The following is a 19,661-nucleotide window of genomic DNA, read 5'->3' as shown; positions in this document are numbered from 1 at the left end:
CCATTCATAGTGATAAGCTGCTGTTCAAAAGACAGCATATGATCACAGTGAGATCTGATCGTCAAAGCGATCCTCGAAAATCGACATTTTTCTTCAGAAAACGCGCGTTCCGGTGTAAAAAGTGGCTACTAATGTTTTCATTTTTACCCCGCTGAAAGCCTTGCCACGCAAGGGTTTTTCATGATCTTGCCCTGGAGGTAGACGCGCACCCTGCCGTTTGATCTAATGAATTTCGCCAAAAACACATTAGTTCTCAACGCCCCTATGAGGAGAATGCAGGATGCGCGATGTTCATATCCTACAAGAATTGCTGGCCCAACACTGCCCGGAAATACATAAAAAGCGGCTTAATTCACTCATGGCTGCTACTTCTGCTCTTCTGGAAGGAGATACTCTGTCTCTGACCGGGCTGGGCCGTCATATCGCCGGGAAAACCGCCACCAAACATTCCATCAAACGGATTGATCGTCTGCTGGGAAATGCGGGTCTTCATCGCGAACGATTAGCCCTATACCGCTGGCATGCAAGAAATCTGTGCGGACTCAACCCCATGCCGGTCATCCTTATCGATTGGTCTGATGTTCGTGAACAACTCCGGCATATGACGCTCAGGGCAGCCATCGTACTCAAAGGCCGTTCCATCACGCTCTATGAGCGCGCATTTGCCTGGGAAGATTATAACTCGCCGCGCAGTCACAACCGCTTTTTGCATGAGCTGGCCAGTATCCTGCCGTCGGGGGCCGCCCCTTTACTGATCACCGACGCAGGCTATCGCAATACCTGGTTTCGCGAAGTGGCTTCCTACGGCTGGTACTGGCTGGGGCGAGTACGCGGTGATGTGGCTTTTACTCCAGCTGGTCTGGAGCAGTGGCGCTCCAACAAAACCCTGTATTCCGATGCCAACCAAACACCTCGTTTTATCGGGCCAGCAAAGCTGGCCAGAAAATCTCCCATTCGCTGCGACCTGTACTTGTATAAAAGCGATGCCAAGGGAAGAAAAGATCGGCGTACTGCCCGTTCAGGCAACAAGCACACTGCGCAACGAGAATATCCCAAAGGCAGCAAAGAGCCTTGGTTGCTGGCGACCAACCTTCCGTCAACGCTGTTCAGTGCGGCAAAGGTGGTGAAGCTTTATGCCAGAAGGATGCAGATAGAAGAATCATTCCGGGATCTGAAAAGTCCTCAGTACGGATTTGGTCTTCGGCACAGCCGAACACGTTGTCCACGGCGCTACGATATCCTGCTGCTCATCGCCTTGCTGGCTGAAATCATCCTGTGGTGGTTCGGTCTTGCTGCTCAGCAGGTGGGTTGGCAGCGTCACTTTCAGGCCAACACCATTCGACACAGGGCCGTGCTGTCATCAGTCCGGCTCGGTAAAGAGATCCGAAAGCGGCCACACTATCGTATCACTGAACAGATGCTGTACTGGGCCAGACTGGAGTTAATGCGCCTGGCTCATCACGCGGGGAGCTCCGAATTATGAGGGGATCCTCCAGCGCCGGTTCAGCTCGAAGACCCGGCGGGTCGCAATATCAATATCTAGCCTGTCGACTAATAAATTAATCAACGCGGCCGGTAACATGGCTATAGCTATACCAATTGCAGTCCAAATAGGAAAATACCATCCTTCAAAGGACCAAAAAGGGATGTTATTTTCAATTCCATAATCAAAGTGAGAAAACAATCTAATTAGTACAGATGTTATTAATAGCAGCCCCCCCCCATGTTGCGATCCCGGATAATAGCACCGCGGCATTAATCCACCAAGGAAAGGTTACTTTCAGCAGGCGTTCTTGATTCCAGAAGTCCTCATATTTAGCGGTGCCGGCATTTTGCTCTTTTTTCTCTCAGCTGCTTGAGATGGAGAGGCGTTATAAGCGTATTCCAGCTGAACAACTTCACGCTCGTCGTGAGGGAGTCGCTCGCCGGCGCGCAGGCCGAGCTTGTCTTTCAGCGTACGCTCGGGGGCTGGTGGTTGTTCGGGAGTATTATCGGAGCGATAGGCGGTGTGGGTGTAGTAGTTCATCATAATAGGCAGTTAAGGTTTACTGTTTATTTAAGAGGGTGCCCGGGCGTTAATGTTTTTTATAGTGGCAGCCCGGTACTCTTCCATGCTGATTCTGCCAAGCTGGGGCGTAAGCTGGCACTTCAGCTTGTTCCACTCAAAGGCTCGCTGGGCTTTGGCCCGCTTTGCGCCTTCATTATCACCCCAGGCTTTAAGGTCCAGGTCACGCCAGAAGCGGGGATGGCGGCCGGTGTTGCGGTCGTGCTCGGCGGTAAGCGGGTCCATATGCCGGAAAGGCTCAAGCCTGGGCATATCGGGCAGGGGCTGAGTCACGTCCATAAAGCGCTGCAGCATGTCCCACAGCGCAAAGATCTCGTGTTGCGTGGCGCTCAGGCCGGTGAGGTTGATTTTGGTGAAGGTCTTGCCGGTGTAACGGTGCACCAGCATCAGCCGGTAATACACGCCGCCGCTTTGCACCACACTTTCAATGTAGGGATCAAACTCGATAAAGGGCGCTTCAAATTTCTCTTTGGCGGATACCGCCAGCCGTACCATGCCATCGGTGCGATTGAACTCACTGCATTTTTTATCCAGTGCCCGATCCAGACCGGCTTCCACCTGTTTATGAAATGGTTTGGAAAGTACTTCACAGACCTTGAAAAAACCATTGAATATTAATGGGAAGGAAACTATCGCTAATGCTAACCATATGAAAGAGAAAATGATGAGGATGAAAACGACGAGGTCAGCAGGTAATTCATAGTTTTCTAAGAGTAAATTTGTTGAAAGGAGGGATAAGGCATTAAATGAAAGCCAAATAAGTCCAGGGATGATAAATAACATCAGCTTTATCATACCGCCATCATTTAAAAATCGTATGCGCTGGTGATCCCACCACCAGTCCTTTTTATAGAACTCCTTGTCCTGAGCTTCGGCATATTGCACCGAGTCGGCATCTTCTTGCTGCATGGTGTTGGGATCCAAACCGGCGTAATCCCCAAAGCCCATCAGCGTTTGCATGGACCGATGGCGGCTTTTGGGAGCAGCGGGCAGCGGGGGAATGGCATTGCCCCGGTAAGGTGTTTTGTTCATGAGTGATTTATTCAACGGCAGTTTGCGGGTGAGCGCGTTCAAACGCTTGTGGTTGTGGGGTGGCGTGTATGCCACGGGCCTGCTGGGCGCGGTAGTAGTCAGACACGCTTAAGCTTGAGTCGGTGTGTGCGGCAATCAGGCCGGGGGCACTGGGCCAGCTGGCGTTGCGCAGTTGTTCCCGCAATCGGGGCAAGACTTCTTGTTTAAAGCGGCGTTCGCTCATGTCGCGCCAGTAACGGGGCGGGCGGTTTTGTGCCTGATCATAAGCGGCGGTGACCGGATCCTGCTGGCGGCAGGGCTCCAGCACGGGCAAGTCCGGCAGCGGCTGGCTGACGTCCATATAGCGTTGCAGGGTATCCCAGAAGGCACGCAGGTTGTTCTGATCCAGCCCCAGGCTGTGTATACGGTTGGCCAGACAGACCTTTTTATCGGTGTAGCGATGATAAAGCCAGAGCACATAATCGCGCTGACCATGGGGCATGACCTGCACCTGCATCACCGGATCGAACTCGTAAAAGGGGGCCACAAAAGGTTTGCGCCAGCGCTTGCCGGCGAGGTGCACCATGCCGGTACGGCGGTTAAACTGACTGCCGTCGTGTTTAAAAAAGCGGGCATGGAGTGCCAGCAGCAAGTCGCAGCCAATCACCGCCAGGAAAAATAACACACAACCGGCAATAAAAAAGGGATTGCCTTGCCAGAAACCCCACAGGGTTTGTTGATTCCAAGCTACTACGCCAGTAGTAATAAGACCGAGTAGAGTTAAAAAACTTATATGATAACTTGGCCTAGTAGTCATAAATAGTGTCAATGCAGTCAGGCTGAGTAGTACACCAATAGCTGTCATTAATAGTCCACCCTGTATTACTGCGCTAAAAGTCAGGTGCCATAAAACTACAGACATGAAAGCTGACATTAATCTGCTAATAAACAAGAAATGAGCCCATCTATTGTTATATTGAAAGGACCACTTTTCAGCATTCATGCTTCTGGTACTATCCTGCTCATCTTTGACCAGTTCCTGTTCTATTTTAAAATCCAGCTCCAGCTCGGTTGCCGAGTCCAGATTTGTGCAGTCTCCCCAGAACAGAGGAATATTCAGTGCGCTGTAAAGGCGGTTTTGGTGCTCTGTTGATGCCGGCGGCAAGGCCGGCAGCTTCGCGCTGTTAAAGGCTGAGAGTGTCATGTTTACTCAACGGCTGCTTGCGGATGTGTGTTTTCAAACGCTTCCGGTTGGGGCGTGGCGTGTATGCCACGGGCCTGCTGGGCTCGGTAGTAGTCGGCCACGCTTAAGCTTGAGTCGGTATGGGCGGCAATCAGGCCGGGGGCACTGGGCCAGCTGGCGTTGCGCAGTTGTTCCCGCAATTGGGGCAATACTTCCTGTTTAAAGCGGCGTTCGCTCATGTCGCGCCAGTAGCGGGGCGGGCGGTTTTGTGCTCGGTCATAAGCGGCGGTGACCGGATCCTGCTGGCGGCAGGGCTCCAGCACCGGCAAGTCCGGCAGCGGCTGGCTGACGTCCATATAGCGTTGCAGGGTATCCCAGAAAGCGCGCAGGTTGTTCTGATCCAGCCCCAGGCTGTGTATCCGGTTGGCCAGGCAGACCTTTTTATCGGTATAGCGGTGATAAAGCCAGAGCACATAATCGCGTTGGCCATGGGGCATAACCTGCACCTGCATCACCGGATCGAACTCATAAAAGGGGGCGACAAAGGGTTTGCGCCAGCGCTTGCCGGCCAGGTGTACCATGCCGGTGCGGCGGTTAAACTGACTGCCATCGTGTTTAAAAAAGCGGGCATGCAGTGTCAGTAACAGGTTACAACCCACCACCGCCAGAAAGTATAAAATACAACCGGTGATGAAAAATGAGTGGCCGAGCCAGAAACCCCATAGAGTTTGCTTATGCCAAGCTAATAGGCCCGCGTTGATAAGCACAATTAGGGTTAAGAAGATTATGTAATACTTTGCCTTGGCGGTCATAAATAGTCCCAGTGAAAGCAAGGCGGATGAGACTACTAATATATCTAAAAAAAAATTTCCTGTTGTAGTGCTATCAAATGCTGAAAAAACAAAAAACGGGATAAAACCAGACGACAATAACTGAAAAATAAATAAAAAATGAGCCCACTTATTATCGTACTGAAAGTTCCACCTTTCCGCATTCATGCTTCTGGAACCATCCTGATCATCTTTGGCCAGTTCCTGTTCCATTTTAAAATCCAGCTCCAGCTCGGTTGCCGAGTCCAGATTTGTATAGTCTCCCCAGAACAAGGGAATATTCAGTGCGCTGTAAAGGCGGCTTTGATGCTCTGTTGATGCCGGCGGCAAGGCCGGCAGTTTCGCGCTGTTAAAGGCAGAGAGAGTCATGTTTACTCAACGGCAGCTTGCGAATGTGTGTGTTCAAACGCTTGCGGTTGGGGAGTGGCGTGTATGCCGCGGGCCTGCTGGGCGCGGTAGTAGTCGGCCACGCTTAAGGTCGGGTCGGTGTGTGCGGCAATCAGGCCGGGGCCGCTGGGCCAGCTGGCGTTGCGCAGTTGTTCCCGCAATCGGGGCAATACTTCCTGTTTAAAGCGGCGTTCGCTCATGTCCCGCCAGTAACGGGGCGGGCGGTTTTGTGCCTGATCATAAGCGGCGGTGACCGGATCCTGCTGGCGGCAGGGCTCCAGCACGGGCAAGTCCGGCAGCGGCTGGCTGACGTCCATATAGCGTTGCAGGGTATCCCAGAAGGCGCGCAGGTTGTTCTGATCCAGCCCCAGGCTGTGTATCCGGTTGGCCAGGCACACCTTCTTGTCGGTGTAGCGATGATAAAGCCAGAGCACATAATCGCGCTGACCATGGGGCATAACCTGTACCTGCATCACAGGATCGAACTCGTAAAAGGGGGCCACAAAAGGTTTGCGCCAGCGCTTGCCGGCCAGGTGCACCATGCCGGTGCGGCGGTTAAACTGGCTGCCATCGTGTTGGTAAAAATAAGCATGCAGGAATAATAATAACTCACAGCCAATCACCGCCAGAAAGAATAAAACACAACCGGTAATAAAAAAGGAATGGCCCTGCCAGAAGCCCCACAGGGTTTGTTGTTTCCAAATCAATGTGGCAGCAGTAACAACCCCCGTTAGTAGCATAAAAGATATATGGTATAGCGGTCTGGTCATCATGAATGCTGATAAATTTCCGAGTGCCATAAATGCAATGATGGATCCTGATAGAATAATGTTGGCTTTTAATTCTACAGTTAATGTTGTCAAGAAAAACATTGGGATAAACCCAGATGATAATAGTTGAAATATGTATAGAAAATGAGCCCATTTATTATCATGTTGAAAGGCCCACCTTTCATTATTAATGCTTCTGGTACTATCATGCTCATGGTTGGTCAGTTCCCGCTCCATTTCAAAATCCAACTCCAGTTCGGTTGCCGAGTCCAGATTTGTATAGTCTCCCCAGAACAAGGGAATATTTAGAGTGCTGTAAAGGCGGCTTTGATGCTCTGTTGATGCCGGCGGCAAGGCCGGCAGATTTGTGCTGTTAAAGGCGGAGGGCGCTGTGTTATCAGAATGAGTCATCAGGCGTCGAAGTCCTTGTGTTCAATAAACCAGTAGGGGGCATCACTTTTATCAATGTTTACCGGCGGCACACGCCGGTCCTGGGCGGTATAGGCCCGCCAGCGCTTGGGGTTGGGCTGGGGCAGCACCAGCGTCTGGTCACTATTGCCTTGCTGGCTGAGGTGAAACTGGCCGCGAATTCTCAGGCCCTGCTGTACTTTCTTCCGGTGACGGGCAAGGGGGCTCAACTCGGCGTGAGGCAGCTGATGGGGGAGAATGTAGAGCACACTAGCGCTATCCAGCGGCAGTGCCTGCAGCTTGGCGGTGACAATATCATGATATGAAACGCGCGGTGCATTAAAGGCACCGGTCAGTCTAAGCACGGATTGTCGCTCGGTTGCGTATAAGCGAAAATCCCGCTCGCCCCTGAACATGGCCAGTAAGGGGGAGCGAATAATGACAACCCAGTCTTCATCGCTGAAAGGCTGTATTTCGGGAGAGACACAGGACGGGTGATAATTACGTAATCCTGAATGTTGCATGCGTTCGGCCTGTATTTTATCTAACCGTTGCACTAAGGGTGCCGGGGCCGAAACGCACCAGTCTTGATAACGCTGTACCTGCAACTGAGGCTGCCCCAGCACTCCCTGAAGCTGTGTATACGCCTGTTGTTGATTTTGTAAGTAGGTAAAGCGTTCATCCTGGTCTTCCGCATTGGGATCAGAAAAGTTTTTGCCAAAGGGGCCATTTTTCATAAGAACTTCAATATCGGAGTCGGTAAGCAGGGCGCCGAGTATGGAGCCGCCAATAAACAGCACGGCACCGGCCACCAGCGCCAGCGGATTGATGGCCATGCCCAGAATGGATGCCGTCCATACCGCTCCACCTGCAGCAGAAACCCCATAGGCAAGGGCCGCATTCTGGTCACCCTGTTGCCAGGCGCGTGTGGCATCCCAGGCTGTAACGACGCTGGTTACTATCATGGCGCCACCGGATGCGGCTCTGAGCAAAGGCAGCCGAGAAGAGCCGGTCTGCTTCTCCAGGTTTCTGGCCCAGCCTTTTGATATGTGGCCAACTGAAATTCTGGGTTCGGTTATGATTCTTACCAGCCAGGAGGAATCCCCCGCCAAGGCGCTGTACAGGCTTGCTGAAGCGACGCTTAAGTCCATAAGAGCGGAGAATGCGCCTATTTCTGCTCTTATGTCTGCTCCCTCGCGCTGTAAATCCTTAATGGCCGCCATATTTACATGCAGGTTATAGAGCGCAAAACCAAAGGCAATGGCAGGAATAGCAGGTGTATCCAGTGCACCATTGAGCTTGCGGTGCAGGTTATATTTCCAGCGCGCTATTTTGTCGGCTTCCGGATGATCTTTGGGCACTGCCACCACTTTCACCGAGTCCAGTTTCTGGTGGCTGCCTGCCTGGCGTGGGCTGGTAGAGCCAATCCGCTCATCCGTTTCATTCAGCAAATTGGCATACTGATAATTGTTGCGGGTGAGCCGCTGGCGTTCATCCGGCGTAAGCCCATTGCGCAGGCCGCCACCGTATACCCCCAGGATCACCAGGCCCCGAGCTTTGGCCTCAGCCTGGCTGACCAACTCTATGCCTTGCCAGTTATGTACCAGCTGATGAAGCGTGTTAAAACTGCTGGAAAATATTCGCTGCAGCACAATCACTTCAAGCTGGTCGTGCATACGAGCGATATGAGCCGACACGCCGGTGATAAAGGTATTAAACAAATCATCGGCCATCGACCAGATGCCCCGGTAGGTGAGCACGTTGTCGGGAGTGGCCCCCGGCGGGTCAATCAGGTGGAGCAGGGTACTGGTGCCGATCTTGTCGGGATCAGGGGCCCGGTCTGTTTGCAGCAAGACCAGCAGCCGTTTTACGGCTTGCGGGTTGCCGGCCTGCTTCGTGGCTATCAGTTGCCGGGTCATTGTATGCTCGCCCAGCAGCAAGCGGGTGGTTAATTGGTTTATTTCGGACTCCAGCTCGATATCAGGCAGGGTACAGAGCGCATCGGCGGCTGAGGGCAATATGGCCAGGGTATTGAGCACTTCCGCCAACAGCGAAAAAGGCTCAAACAAGCGCTCGTCTTCCGTGAATACCCAGTCGTTTATCACGGCGGGCAGGCCGGCAGGGGCATTCACAAGCCGCATCATGCGCTTGAGCTGACGCTTGAGATAATTGCGAATCTCCCGGCGTTCATGGGCGAAAATGGTGACATCCAGCTCGCTTTTATTGATGAGGTGCTGGTACTGGGCCAGCTCGTGCTCACCTCGCTGCATCACTGTGGTGTAAAGCAGGTGCGCATATTCACCGTTATGTTGATGGGGAATCAGCGCGTTAAGCACCTGAAGTCGCTCCTGAGCGTGTTGGGTCTGAGCAACAGCGTGGCGCAATTCAAACAGCGGATCCTCAAGCATCAGCCCGGCCATCATGGGGTAGGCCCGCATATTATGTTTGGCCAATACATCTTCACCCGCCGAGACGTCGGGCAGGGCTTCTACCGTGGTCGCCGGGTCAATGACAAGAGCGTTGTCGTCTGGATTATTCGAACGTTCTGGTTTTTCTGCCGTATCTTGTTTGCGCTTTAAGGCATCAATGAGTTCAGTTTTTAGCTGGTGAGTGCGTCCCACCAGAGTATCTTCCGTGAAATGAGCGAAGTCCGGTGTAAAGTCGGCGGCCTCTTCCAGCGCGGTTTCCACACTTAAGTCTCTGGCCCGCATTCCGGGAGCGTCGGCGTCAATCGGAATGGCGGGATACACATCACTGGCGGTCCATATTGAAATGTCATGAGTTTTGTTGGTTCTGCTTGAGTAGGCTGCCGCCCAGGCCGGGTTGATATGGCTGCAACGCGTCTCTATGCGCTGAGCATCCGCTTCCAGCCACTCAATATACTCCCAGGTCCAGGGCTGTTCGCTGTAGGCCATCATTACATCATTGCCAACAGCCTGCCCATGCAGCATGGTGGGAACCAGCACAACCTGCATGGGTACCCCTACAGGCGGGCGCTCATCCGCCGGACTGTTCTGGTCGGCCTGTTTACGCCAGTGAGCGAAGTCTATTTCCGACAGGTTACCGGTCCCATCGGTTTCAAGCTCTCGCCAGAGTCGGTTTTTGTAAAATACATACAACCTGCCGGCACGCAGCAGAGCCCCCTTGGGAGTAGAGCCCAGATCTCGTTCTCCGGGAAGCCTTGCCATGGGTAAGATGGCCAGCAGAGTGTTCTGCTGTATGTCGCTTTCTTCCTGCGTGGTTTTTGCCTCAAAGAGCAGGGGGATTTTGAGCTCACCACCATCGGTGCGTTGTATGGTTAGCGCCAGGGTTGCACGGCGCGGGTTTTCATACTCGGTGCGTTTTCGAACACCTTCCTCTATGGTCTGGTCATTGAAGCTGCTCATTGTGACGACTCCGGTTTCTCAATCGTGACTTGCGCCCCCATACCGGGATCACCCCATACATCTACAATCAGCTCCTCCGGGCCGGTGGATACCTTGGGGGGATGCGAAGGGCCATTAGGCTTGGCTTTCAGCATCTTCTTGGCTGCAATGATTTCTTCCACCTCATCGGGAAGTGCAGCAATAGCGGCAGCCGCTCCCGCACCCTTACCCGGGCTGCCACCGGAATTCATCTTGATATTCGGGCCGAGCAGGGTAATACCGGCCGGGTCCAGTTTGATCATGCTGCCGCCGGCCTTGAGAGTGAGCTCGGCACCGGCGTCCAGCACTACCTTGTGGCCAGAGGAGAGGTGTATCTCTCTGCCGGCCTTGAGCAGCTCCTGGCTGCCCAGCTCGGTGTGGCGGCTGCCGCCCACCTGCTCGTGCCGGTCGCCGTCGGTACGGCTGTAGTGAGTGCCGTTCACCGTGTGGTGATGGTCGCCCCGGGTGCGGCCGTAGTGAGTACCGTGGGTGTCGGTGTGCCGGTCGTTGAGCACCTCGGTCTTTTTGTTGTGGTCAATCAGCTGGTCGTAGTCCTTGGCCGCATGCAGGTAAATCTGCTCCTGGCCGGCCTTGTCTTCAAAGCGCAGCTCGTTGGCGTTGGCACTGCTCTCTCCTGAACTACGGGGGCTGGAGGCGGTTTTAAAGGTGGAGCGGGTTTTGTGCTCGGGCAGCGCATAGGGCACCCGGTTGGCCCCGTTATACAAACAGCCGGTAATAATGGGCCGGTCCGGGTCACCATCTATAAAGCTCACCAGCACTTCCATGCCCACTCGGGGCAGCATGAACTGGCCATAGCCGTTGCCGGCCCAGCCCTGACTCACTCTGAGCCAGGTGCTGGTGTTTTCATCGCCCCGGCCCTGGCGGTCCCAATAGAACTGCACTTTTACCCGGCCGTATTCATCACAGTAAATCTCTTCGCCTTGCGGGCCGGTGACGATGGCGCTTTGCTGGCCGGGCACTTGGGTTAAGTGTACTGTTTAATCAGACGTTGCATTGCTTCGTCTTCCCATCTCACACCCGTTTTATATAGAGCGCGGGCCTGGGTATTGGCCCTGGTCAGTTCAGCAGATTGGGCCACCCATTGTTCTTTTGGCAGAGGCGCAAGCCAGGCTTTCACATCGTCTCGGTCGAGTGCTTTTTGTTGCAAGGTATCTATCTGGTACTCCAGATACCAATGAGAGACATAGCGCAAGGTAACGATATTGAGGAGCCTCCAAAAAGGGTATATCAAAGGGGTCTTACGCATGCGTTTCAGGATCAAGCAGCGATAGCCAGCACGACTGTAGCTGGCACTGCTGGTTTTTATATTGTTTGCAGCGGTGTGCTCAATGCCTTCCGCTCCGTTTTCCATGTAGTCGCGTATGAGTTCAAATAACGAAAGTGCTTCTTCCTTTGAATATACCGGTAGACTAAATCCTACATTGTTACCGTATTCTGCAGGTGCGGTGAAAGTTATATTTTGTAGGCTGATGGTACCCCACTGGTTCATGCCATCATGGCGTTGATACTCTATTGAGAGTGACTCCCAAGGAACACCCAAAATAACCTGATTGCCGTTATAGTGTCGACGAGCTTTAAAATAGGTCAGCCAAGGTTTGAGGGCGAATAAGGCGCAGGGAGAACCAAGCGTTAGAGGGATAATAACTGAAGATAACCCGTCAAAATTCCCATTGTTAAATTTATCAAAGTCCATAATTAGAAATGTGAGGCTCGATGAAAGGCCAGAAAATGCCACTATAGTTAAGAGCATTAGTTTATTGTCTTCTATTACTGCAGGAGGTGTAGGTATGGGGAGTTCGGAGGGTGATTTTGCCAGCAATATTTGTTGTTTTTGTGGGTGAAGTAAAATAGGTGGACTATTAGCTAACGCCTGGTTGTTATCTTTAAATGAAATGTAGTACATGGTGAAAAAGCAAAGTGTACCAAAGCCAAATATAGGAAGGGCTGCTATCCATGTCTCCCCTACGTTCAACCAAAACAATACAATCATACTGCTCATAATGGAAAACTGTACCAGAAACATCTGTGTCAGGTGCACATCGGCATTAACCAATCTTATCTTTAATAAACCGGACTCAGTGGTCGTAATGAACTGACTAACCGCAATGGGCTTTCTACCGGTAGTAATGGGTAGAGGTGAAAGGCCTAGTCTTTCAACCTGGTTACTGGTGGTAGTCTCGCCACACTTTAAGAGACTGCTGTCTGACTGCATGATTATAAGCTCCAGGGGGTGAGTGAGGATGAGGGCATTTTCCCCCAACTATCGGGAATCGACAGCCAGTCTCTGACCGTGCTTACCCAGCCGGGCTCTTCCAGCAGATTGAATGCCAATATATTAGGAGTTTCGTCTGAACTGTAGTGGTCAACTAATCCCGGACAGTAAATTAGACCGATATTCGGCCTGAACCGGTGGCAATCCGTCATTGTATTGATGAGGACGTTGCCGGTTGTAGTAGTTCATCAGGTAATCGCTGATATCTCTTCTGGCGTCGGCTATGGACGGATAGCCGGTCGCTGGCACCCATTCCGTTTTCAGGCTGCGGAACAGTCTTTCCATCGGGGCAGTGTCCCAGCAATTACCCCGACGGCTCATGCTCTGTGTAATGCGGTAACGCCACAGCCGTTGCCTGAACAAACGGCTCACATATTGGCTGCCCTGATCCGAATGGAACAACAGCCCTGATGGTCTTCCCCGTTGCTCGTAAGCCATGTCCAACGCCCTGGCTGCCAGCTCGGCATCCGGTCTATGGGAGAGTGCCCAGCCAGCCACCCGACGGCAGTACAGATCCATGATGGTGGCCAGATAACACCAGCGGCTACCGGCCCACCTGATGGCCTTGTTCTCGCATCATCAGCATCAAGGTGCGGCTGCCGGCCGATGCCCGGCTGGACCAGCACGCAAGCCCATCTGAGCCCAGAAGCTGCTGTTGCCGGCCGGTGCCGGGGGCAGGTCGGGAATCTTGTCGGAGCGATAGGCAGTGTGGGTGTAATAACTCATTATCGCAGGCCGTCTCGTTTAAGCGCTTTGCGTTGCTCGGCGTCTTGTTGATGAATAATACGCTCGTATTCCTCGTCACTCATATCACGCCAGTAGCGCTCGGGCCGGCCGGTGGCGGCATCATGGGCTTTGGTGGTGGGGTCCAGCTGCCGATAGGGCTCGAGAAACAGCATGTCGGGCAGGGGGCGGGTGACATCCATATATTGCTGGATCATGGGCCAGAGGGTGTAGATGTTGTCTTCCCGATAAATGCGTGAGGTCAGATCACTCAGGCCACAGGCGCGGTCATATTGATGATAGCGGTGCACCAGGTTCATAAAGTAATGGGGAGAGCCCTGATGGTCGGCCAGGGTGCCGAGATAGGCATCAAACTCAACAAAAGGATGACTGTAATATAACTTTCCTTTACGGTACACAGTGACCATGCCGGTGCGGCGATTAAGTTCAAATACGGGAAATGCGTTGAGCTTTATATTTAATCGGGGAAAGACTTCGCCGATAATATAAGCAGGGAGTGCGCAAGTAAATGCTATTAAAATAAAAGTTATGGTAACTTGAAATGTTTTGATGGACAGAGTGTTATACTTGTCAACATTAGGAAGCATATTTAAAGAATATATTGTGATTTCTACTAAGAACATAACAATTATTATTGGTCCAATACCCCAGCGAGCAAACTTTTCCAGAAAAATAATCAGCCTGAACCAGAAGGGCGGCTGTACGGTACTGATCCGCTCATGAGTACAGAAATTATCCAGCATGGATGAGGCAGGCTCTTGCTCCTGAGCCCTGATCTCGGACGGCTTCCAGCGCAGCGCCAGATCGGTCTGTAACACCTCCTTGTTGTTGTATTGAAGCTTGCGGCCTGCACGCAAGCCCATCTGGGCCCAGAAGCCGCTGTTACCGGCCGGTGGCGGGGGCAGGTCGGGAATATTATCGGAACGATAGGCGGTGTGGGTGTAGTAGTTCATCATAATAGGCAGTTAAGGTTTACTGTTTATTTAAGAGGGTGCCCGGGCGTTAATGTTTTTTATAGTGGCAGCCCGGTACTCTTCCATGCTGATCTTGCCAAGCTGGGGTGTAAGCTGGCACTTCAGCTTGTTCCATTCAAAGGCTCGCTGGGCTTTGGCCCGCTTTGCGCCTTCATTATCACCCCAGGCTTTAAGATCCAGGTCGCGCCAGAAGCGGGGATGGCGGCCGGTGTTTTGGTCGTGCTCGGCGGTAAGCGGATCCAGATGCCGGAAAGGCTCCAGTCTAGGCATATCGGGCAGGGGCTGAGTCACGTCCATAAAGCGCTGCAGCATGTCCCACAGGGCAAAGACCTCGTGTTGCGTGGCGCTCAGCCCGGTGAGGTTGATTTTGGTGAAGGTCTTGCCGGTGTAGCGATGCACCAGCATCAGCCGGTAATACATACCGCCGCTTTGCACCACGCTTTCAATGTAGGGATCAAACTCGATAAAGGGTGCTTCAAATTTCTCTTTAGCGGATACCGCCAGCCGCACCATGCCATCGGTGCGATTAAACTCACTGCATTTTTTCTCCAGTGCCCGATCCAGGCCGGATTCCACCTGTTTATGAAATGGTTTTGAAAGTGTTTCAAAAATTTTGAAGGAACCATAAAAAATAACTGGAAAAGAGATTACAAGAAGTGTAATCCATATTAGAAAATAAAAAGTTATCAATAAAAAGAAAACTTCAGCTGAAAAGTCTGTATCTTCAAAGAAGTCAATGATTAGGAAAAATCCTGCTGCATTAAATAAAATCCATATCAATCCAGGGATGATAAATAATATCAGTTTAATCATGCCGCCATCATTTAAAAATCGTATGCGCTGGTGATCCCACCACCAGTCCTTTTTATAGAACTCCTTGTCCTGGGTTTCGGCATATTGCACCGAGTCGGCATCTTCCTGCTGCATGGTGTTGGGATCCAGACTGGCGTAATCCCCAAATCCCATCAGCGTTTGCATGGACCGATGGCGGCTTTTGGGAGCGGCGGGCAGCGGGGGGATGGCGTTGCCCCGGTATTGCTGAATGGTCATACGTCAATTTCCTTGATAAACCAGAAAGGTGCCTGCTCGTTAGGTGCAGGGTGATAGGTATGCGTTTTTTTGGCCGGTGCCGATGCATGTTTATCCGGGTTGTAAGGCAGATCCTTTTTACTTAGAGGCTGAGGGAATACATGCTCACCCAGCTCGGATTTTATACGAGCCTGAATACATACCCTTAGCCTGAGGTGATAGGTCTCCCGGTAATACGCAGTGGTGTGCGTTCCGCCTTTAAGCTGCTTGCCCACCACAAAGCGAATGGCATTGTCCTCCGGTAAAAAGTCCGAGCTTTTGAGGTTAACCAAAGGTGTTTGCTCGCTAAGAAAGCTTGCCCGGGTGCCCGAGGCTTCCAGGGTGCTGTATTTCAGCTCCTGGGCGGTGATGGTGATACCATTGGATTTCCAGCTGGGGAACTGACTGATGAGCGGTGAGTTCAGGGTGATCATCATATCGTCGGGTTGATGATTGGCATTCTGCAACCAGGTCTGGAGTTCGTTGTTGTCTGCTGGGGCATCGGCTACACGGCAGGCATTAATGGTAAAAGGTGACATCAGACTAAGCAGTTGGGGGTAGTAGTCATTGTCTGTATCCGGTACTTCGCTTGCATCTGGCGATATGCCCAGTGGCCCCAGTTTAAGATGCTTTTCAAGAGGACCATCTGTTGCAAATGCAGCCCATACCCCTCCGCCCAGGATAAGTCCCATGCCCAGTACGGCCCAGCCCCAGCCGGGAATGGCCAGGCAGGTGGCCAGCAGCGGAGAACTTAAAAACACCATGCCGCCGGCCAGGGCTACAGAGTGAGCAAAGGCGGCGTCGTAGTCGGCATTATCAAGGCTGTTAACGACTTCATAGGCGCTGATACCTACTCCAATACTACCTGCAGCGAAGTTAACTAGAGCTGCGGTTTTTACCAGAGTATTACCGCCCACTGCAGCCAGCCGTTTGCCAATCAGCGGGGTTCTCTCTACTGTGAATAAGGGCCTCTGAATTCCATATTTAATAAGCTTATTATCATCTCCCAGTATAACTTCTGTTAGTTTCATTGAGGCCGCCAACGAATCTATGATAGCGTTAAACCACTTTGCACCTTGAAGCCATAATGACCTATCTTCTTTATAACTCTTAAAAAGCATCTTTGATTCACTGGCTAAATTATAAAGTGCAAATCCCAAAAATACTTTGCTAATCCCTTCACTGTTTATGCGGATATTAATATTGTTAGCCAGATTGATTTTGGTTGCCGTTAACTTTTTTGCCATCTTATGGTCGGGCGGAATGACAAATACACTGTGAGAGCCGGATGTTTTAATAACGGGGCCGGCGTCTGCCTGATGCATGGTGGTGGGGCTGGTTGAGGCGGCTGTCTTGGTGGTGCCGTTGTGCTCTTCCAGTATGTCGCCTACAAGGAAGTCAGTTTTTTTTGTTAAATGATTGCTTGCCAGCTCCGCATCGGTCATACCGTAGCGCAGGCCATCACCGTGAACGCCAATAATGGAATATTGCTGCAGGCTGACCCTGTCTCTGGCCAGCAGGCGCAAGCCGGAAAATTCCTGATAGACGTGTTTTAAACTGGCACCAAGGCATGAGAACAGGCGATGTAGTTCAATCCGGGTAATCATTCCTTCTTTTTCCAGTGACTGAACACTGGCCAAAATTGCACCACTCCAGCCCTCAATGGCTGCTTTTATCAGGCTGCTTATCTTGCCGGTTTTCTGCACAGAATCATCGCCGCCCTGACGTGCTGACTCCTGTTTGGCGAGCAGTGCCAGCCCCTCCATTTGCAGGGCTGCCAGTGCTTTTTCATCGAGGCTGGCGCCGCTTTCTACCAGCGAGCGAATAAAATTAGGCCTGAACCGGCCACTGCCATCGTTTGGTTCTATTTCACCTTTTGGTGGCAGATCCTGTTGCATCAGCTCTTCGGCGTCTTCAGGAGACCAGAACGCCATCAAGGCGGCGTTTTTGAAAATACCGGTGAGGATGGCCCCGGTACCCAGATTGTCATCAAAGCCATGCTTGCGGACCGTCTCGGGAACCTGCTTCAGGGTATGAAGCAAGGCCCCTGCAAGGGAAAAGGATTCGATAACGCCCAGATGGTGGTGGCTGGCGTAATCGCGCAAAGTTGCTTCAAACGCACCACTGTCCAGCAAGGATCTCAGCTTGTTGATCTGTATTTTAATGTGATCCAGGGTCTGGCGGCGTTCCTCGTTCTCCAGTACGTCATCGAGTTTTTTTCTGTCCAGCGCCTGCCTTAACTGCATAAGCATTTCCTGATGCTCATTTTCTTTGGCTGCGGAGCGATCAAACAGGCTTTGGCGCAGGAGCATGGCGGAATGAGCCAGAGGTTTGTAAGAAAGGGAAGTTTCTATGGCATCGAGATAATGAAAACTCAGCCTGATTTGCGTTAGCGCATGGCGTAACACAAACAAAGGATCAGCTATTTTGACCGCTGCCACGCCTGTTTGGGTTTTAAGTGTTGCCAGGGCATCGGTACCGGCTTCAACCTGATGTTCCAGCATTTGGGTCAGTGAAACCAGCTCTTCCTGATTTGCTTCCTGAGCCCCATCTGTAGATTTGGCATTGGCGGCATTATCGGCAATAAATTGCCACTTGCTGCGGAGCTTTCCGCATAATGAGTTTGCTGCCGGGCTGGTGTAATCAAGAGTGAATTGCTCTGACGGATTTTCCAGCATCAGCTCGGCTGCCGGCTCACGGGCACGCAGTTCAGGCAGGGTTGATACTTTTTGAGCCGGGAAGCCGTTGTCAAAACGCAGTTCGTCGCTATAAACAACGGCACTGGCATGGCCAACAGGCTGAACGCGCTGCTCCAGCTTGGCCGGGTTCAGCTCCAGCCAGGTAATATATGCCCAGCTCCAGGCTATTTCACTGAACCCGACTCGCACATCATGCATAACACTGCGGCCCTGCAGCATGACAGGTACAAGAATATCCTCGAGCCAGACGCCCGATGAGGGTCTGTCATTTTGCTCATCGGCCATGCACTGACGATAATGGTCAAGGTCTACGTCACTCATGCGGCCATGTTCATCAACCTCCAGCTCACGCCACAAACGGCCATGAAAGAATACATAAAGGTATCCTTTGCGAAGTATGCCGATGCCAGCTGAGCCATATTGTTCATTCGGTGGCATTTCGGCCAGCGGACGAAGACGCAGCAGCGTATTCAGCTGATAATCGTCATACTGCTCATCGGTGATCTGTGCATGCTCAAGCAGGGTGATTTTAATCTCACCGCCTTCCCGTTTGGGAATGGTGAGAGCCAGTTCGCCCCCTTCATGGTTTTCATATTCAACCCGTCTGCGCTTGCCGTGCTCAATACTTTCATCATTGAGTTGTTTAAGGTCGGTAATCATGATGTTTTCCCTTTAAGCAAGCGCACCTGTGCAGCAGGCTCCCCACCGCCCAGAACATCCACGATAATTTCTGTTTTTCTGGTGGCATGACCAGCGGAGGTTGCCGGTGCAAAGGCAGATGCTCCGACGGGAACCTTCCCTGGTTTTATATTTTCGGTTGGAAGTGGTTTCTGGGGGGGGAGCGCAGCCGCCCCCGTTCCTTTACCCGGGCTGCCACCGGAATTCATTCTGATATTCGGGCCGAGCAGGGTAATGCCCGACGGATCCAGCTTGATCATGCTGCCGCCGGCCTTGAGGGTGAGCTCGGCACCGGCGTCCAGCACTACCTTGTGGCCAGAGGAGAGGTGTATCTCTCTGCCGGCCTTGAGCAGCTCCTGGCTGCCCAGCTCGGTGTGGCGGCTGCCGCCCACCTGCTCGTGGCGGTCGCCGTCGGTGCGGCTGTGGTGAGTGCCGTTCACCGTGTGGTGGTGGTCGCCCCGCGTGCGGCGGTAGTGGTGGCCGTGAGTGTCGGTGTGCCGGTCGTTGAGCACCTCGGTCTTTTTGTTGTGGTCAATCAGCTGGTCGTAGTCCTTGGCCGCGTGCAGGTAAACCTGCTCCTGGCCGGCCTTGTCTTCAAAGCGCAGCTCGTTGGCGTTGTCGCTGCCGGGGCTGGAGGCGGTTTTAAAGGTGGAGCGGGTTTTGTGCTCGGGCAGCGCATAGGGCACCCGGTTGGCCCCGTTATACAAACAGCCGGTAATAATCGGCCGGTCCGGGTCACCGTCAATAAAGCTCACCAGCACTTCCATGCCCACCCGCGGCAGCATGAACTGGCCATAGCCGTTGCCGGCCCAGCCCTGACTTACCCTGAGCCAGGTGCTGGTGTTTTCATCGCCCCGGCCTTCGCGGTCCCAGTAAAACTGCACTTTTACCCGGCCGTATTCATCACAGTAAATCTCTTCCCCTTCCGGGCCGGTGACCATGGCGCTTTGCTGGCCCGGCACCTGCGGCTTGGGCGGGCACGGGGGCCGATACACACTGGCTTCGGGTAATGCCTGAAATTCACAGTGAAACTCACTCTGGCTGTCGGTCAGCTCGCCCAGCACCTGGGGTTGTTTGCCGTGGTAGCTGAGCTCGGTCATCAGCCACAGCTGGTTGTGCTCATCGTTAGGGTGCTCTTCAAGGGGCT

General features: G+C 52.6%; 13 protein-coding genes and 1 pseudogene. 1 reads left to right on the top strand and 13 read right to left on the bottom strand.

From position 1 onward, the window contains the following. Nucleotides 1-280 precede the first annotated feature (280 nt). Entirely contained in the window at nucleotides 281-1,483 is a 1,203-nt protein-coding gene (locus B6S09_RS17640; protein ID WP_094279796.1) for an IS4 family transposase, read from the top strand. Between the two features lie 297 nt (nucleotides 1,484-1,780). Here B6S09_RS17640 and B6S09_RS18365 read toward each other — a convergent pair whose 3' ends face one another. The 13 genes and pseudogenes from B6S09_RS18365 to B6S09_RS17575 all read right to left on the bottom strand — a co-directional run. Continuing rightward, nucleotides 1,781-2,029 carry a hypothetical protein gene (locus B6S09_RS18365; protein WP_134114022.1) on the bottom strand — a complete coding sequence of 83 codons (249 nt, stop codon included), beginning with the start codon at nucleotides 2,027-2,029 and terminating at the stop codon, nucleotides 1,781-1,783. A gap of 27 nt (nucleotides 2,030-2,056) precedes the next feature. Beyond that, nucleotides 2,057-3,025 carry a hypothetical protein gene (locus tag B6S09_RS17635; RefSeq protein WP_208321805.1) on the bottom strand — a complete coding sequence of 323 codons (969 nt, stop codon included), beginning with the start codon at nucleotides 3,023-3,025 and terminating at the stop codon, nucleotides 2,057-2,059. Nucleotides 3,026-3,104: 79 nt separating this feature from the next. Then, complete coding sequence (locus B6S09_RS17630) at nucleotides 3,105-3,761, bottom strand: hypothetical protein (RefSeq protein WP_208321804.1); 657 nt, start codon at nucleotides 3,759-3,761, stop codon at nucleotides 3,105-3,107. A 521-nt stretch (nucleotides 3,762-4,282) separates the two neighbouring features. Further along, nucleotides 4,283-4,918: a hypothetical protein gene (locus tag B6S09_RS17620; RefSeq protein ID WP_208321803.1), complete on the bottom strand. Its 636-nt coding sequence runs from the start codon at nucleotides 4,916-4,918 to the stop codon at nucleotides 4,283-4,285. 542 nt (nucleotides 4,919-5,460) lie between these two features. Continuing rightward, on the bottom strand, nucleotides 5,461-6,183 hold the full coding sequence (locus B6S09_RS17615; protein ID WP_208321802.1) for a hypothetical protein: 723 nt from the start codon (nucleotides 6,181-6,183) through the stop codon (nucleotides 5,461-5,463). Nucleotides 6,184-6,656: 473 nt separating this feature from the next. Beyond that, entirely contained in the window at nucleotides 6,657-10,040 is a 3,384-nt protein-coding gene (locus tag B6S09_RS17610) for a toxin VasX (RefSeq protein WP_094279793.1), read from the bottom strand. Next, entirely contained in the window at nucleotides 10,037-11,038 is a 1,002-nt protein-coding gene (locus tag B6S09_RS17605; protein WP_094279792.1) for a type VI secretion system Vgr family protein, read from the bottom strand. Before B6S09_RS17605 ends, B6S09_RS17610 begins: the two co-directional genes overlap by 4 nt. A 5-nt stretch (nucleotides 11,039-11,043) precedes the next feature. Beyond that, a complete protein-coding gene (locus B6S09_RS17600) occupies nucleotides 11,044-12,291 on the bottom strand; it encodes a hypothetical protein (protein ID WP_094279791.1) in 1,248 nt (415 codons plus the stop codon). Nucleotides 12,292-12,441: 150 nt separating this feature from the next. After that, nucleotides 12,442-12,909 (bottom strand): annotated as a pseudogene (locus B6S09_RS17595) (IS3 family transposase); the annotation flags it as partial. Nucleotides 12,910-13,076: 167 nt separating this feature from the next. After that, nucleotides 13,077-14,051: a hypothetical protein gene (locus B6S09_RS17590; protein WP_094279790.1), complete on the bottom strand. Its 975-nt coding sequence runs from the start codon at nucleotides 14,049-14,051 to the stop codon at nucleotides 13,077-13,079. A 27-nt stretch (nucleotides 14,052-14,078) separates the two neighbouring features. Continuing rightward, nucleotides 14,079-15,119, bottom strand: coding sequence for a hypothetical protein (locus B6S09_RS17585; protein ID WP_094279789.1), 1,041 nt, complete (start codon nucleotides 15,117-15,119; stop codon nucleotides 14,079-14,081). Next, nucleotides 15,116-18,496, bottom strand: a complete 3,381-nt coding sequence (locus B6S09_RS17580; protein ID WP_094279788.1) for a toxin VasX — start codon at nucleotides 18,494-18,496, stop codon at nucleotides 15,116-15,118. The genes B6S09_RS17585 and B6S09_RS17580 overlap by 4 nt, the downstream gene beginning before the upstream one ends. Further along, on the bottom strand, nucleotides 18,493-19,661 hold a 1,169-nt coding region (locus tag B6S09_RS17575; protein ID WP_141201997.1), incomplete at its 5' end, for a type VI secretion system Vgr family protein. The genes B6S09_RS17575 and B6S09_RS17580, both read right to left, overlap by 4 nt.

This window comes from Oceanimonas baumannii (genome assembly GCF_002245495.1).
In the GTDB taxonomy this organism is placed as follows: domain Bacteria; phylum Pseudomonadota; class Gammaproteobacteria; order Enterobacterales; family Aeromonadaceae; genus Oceanimonas; species Oceanimonas baumannii.
The sequence above is the reverse complement of the archived record's forward strand: the minus strand, read 5'-3'. Positions and strand labels throughout refer to the sequence as shown.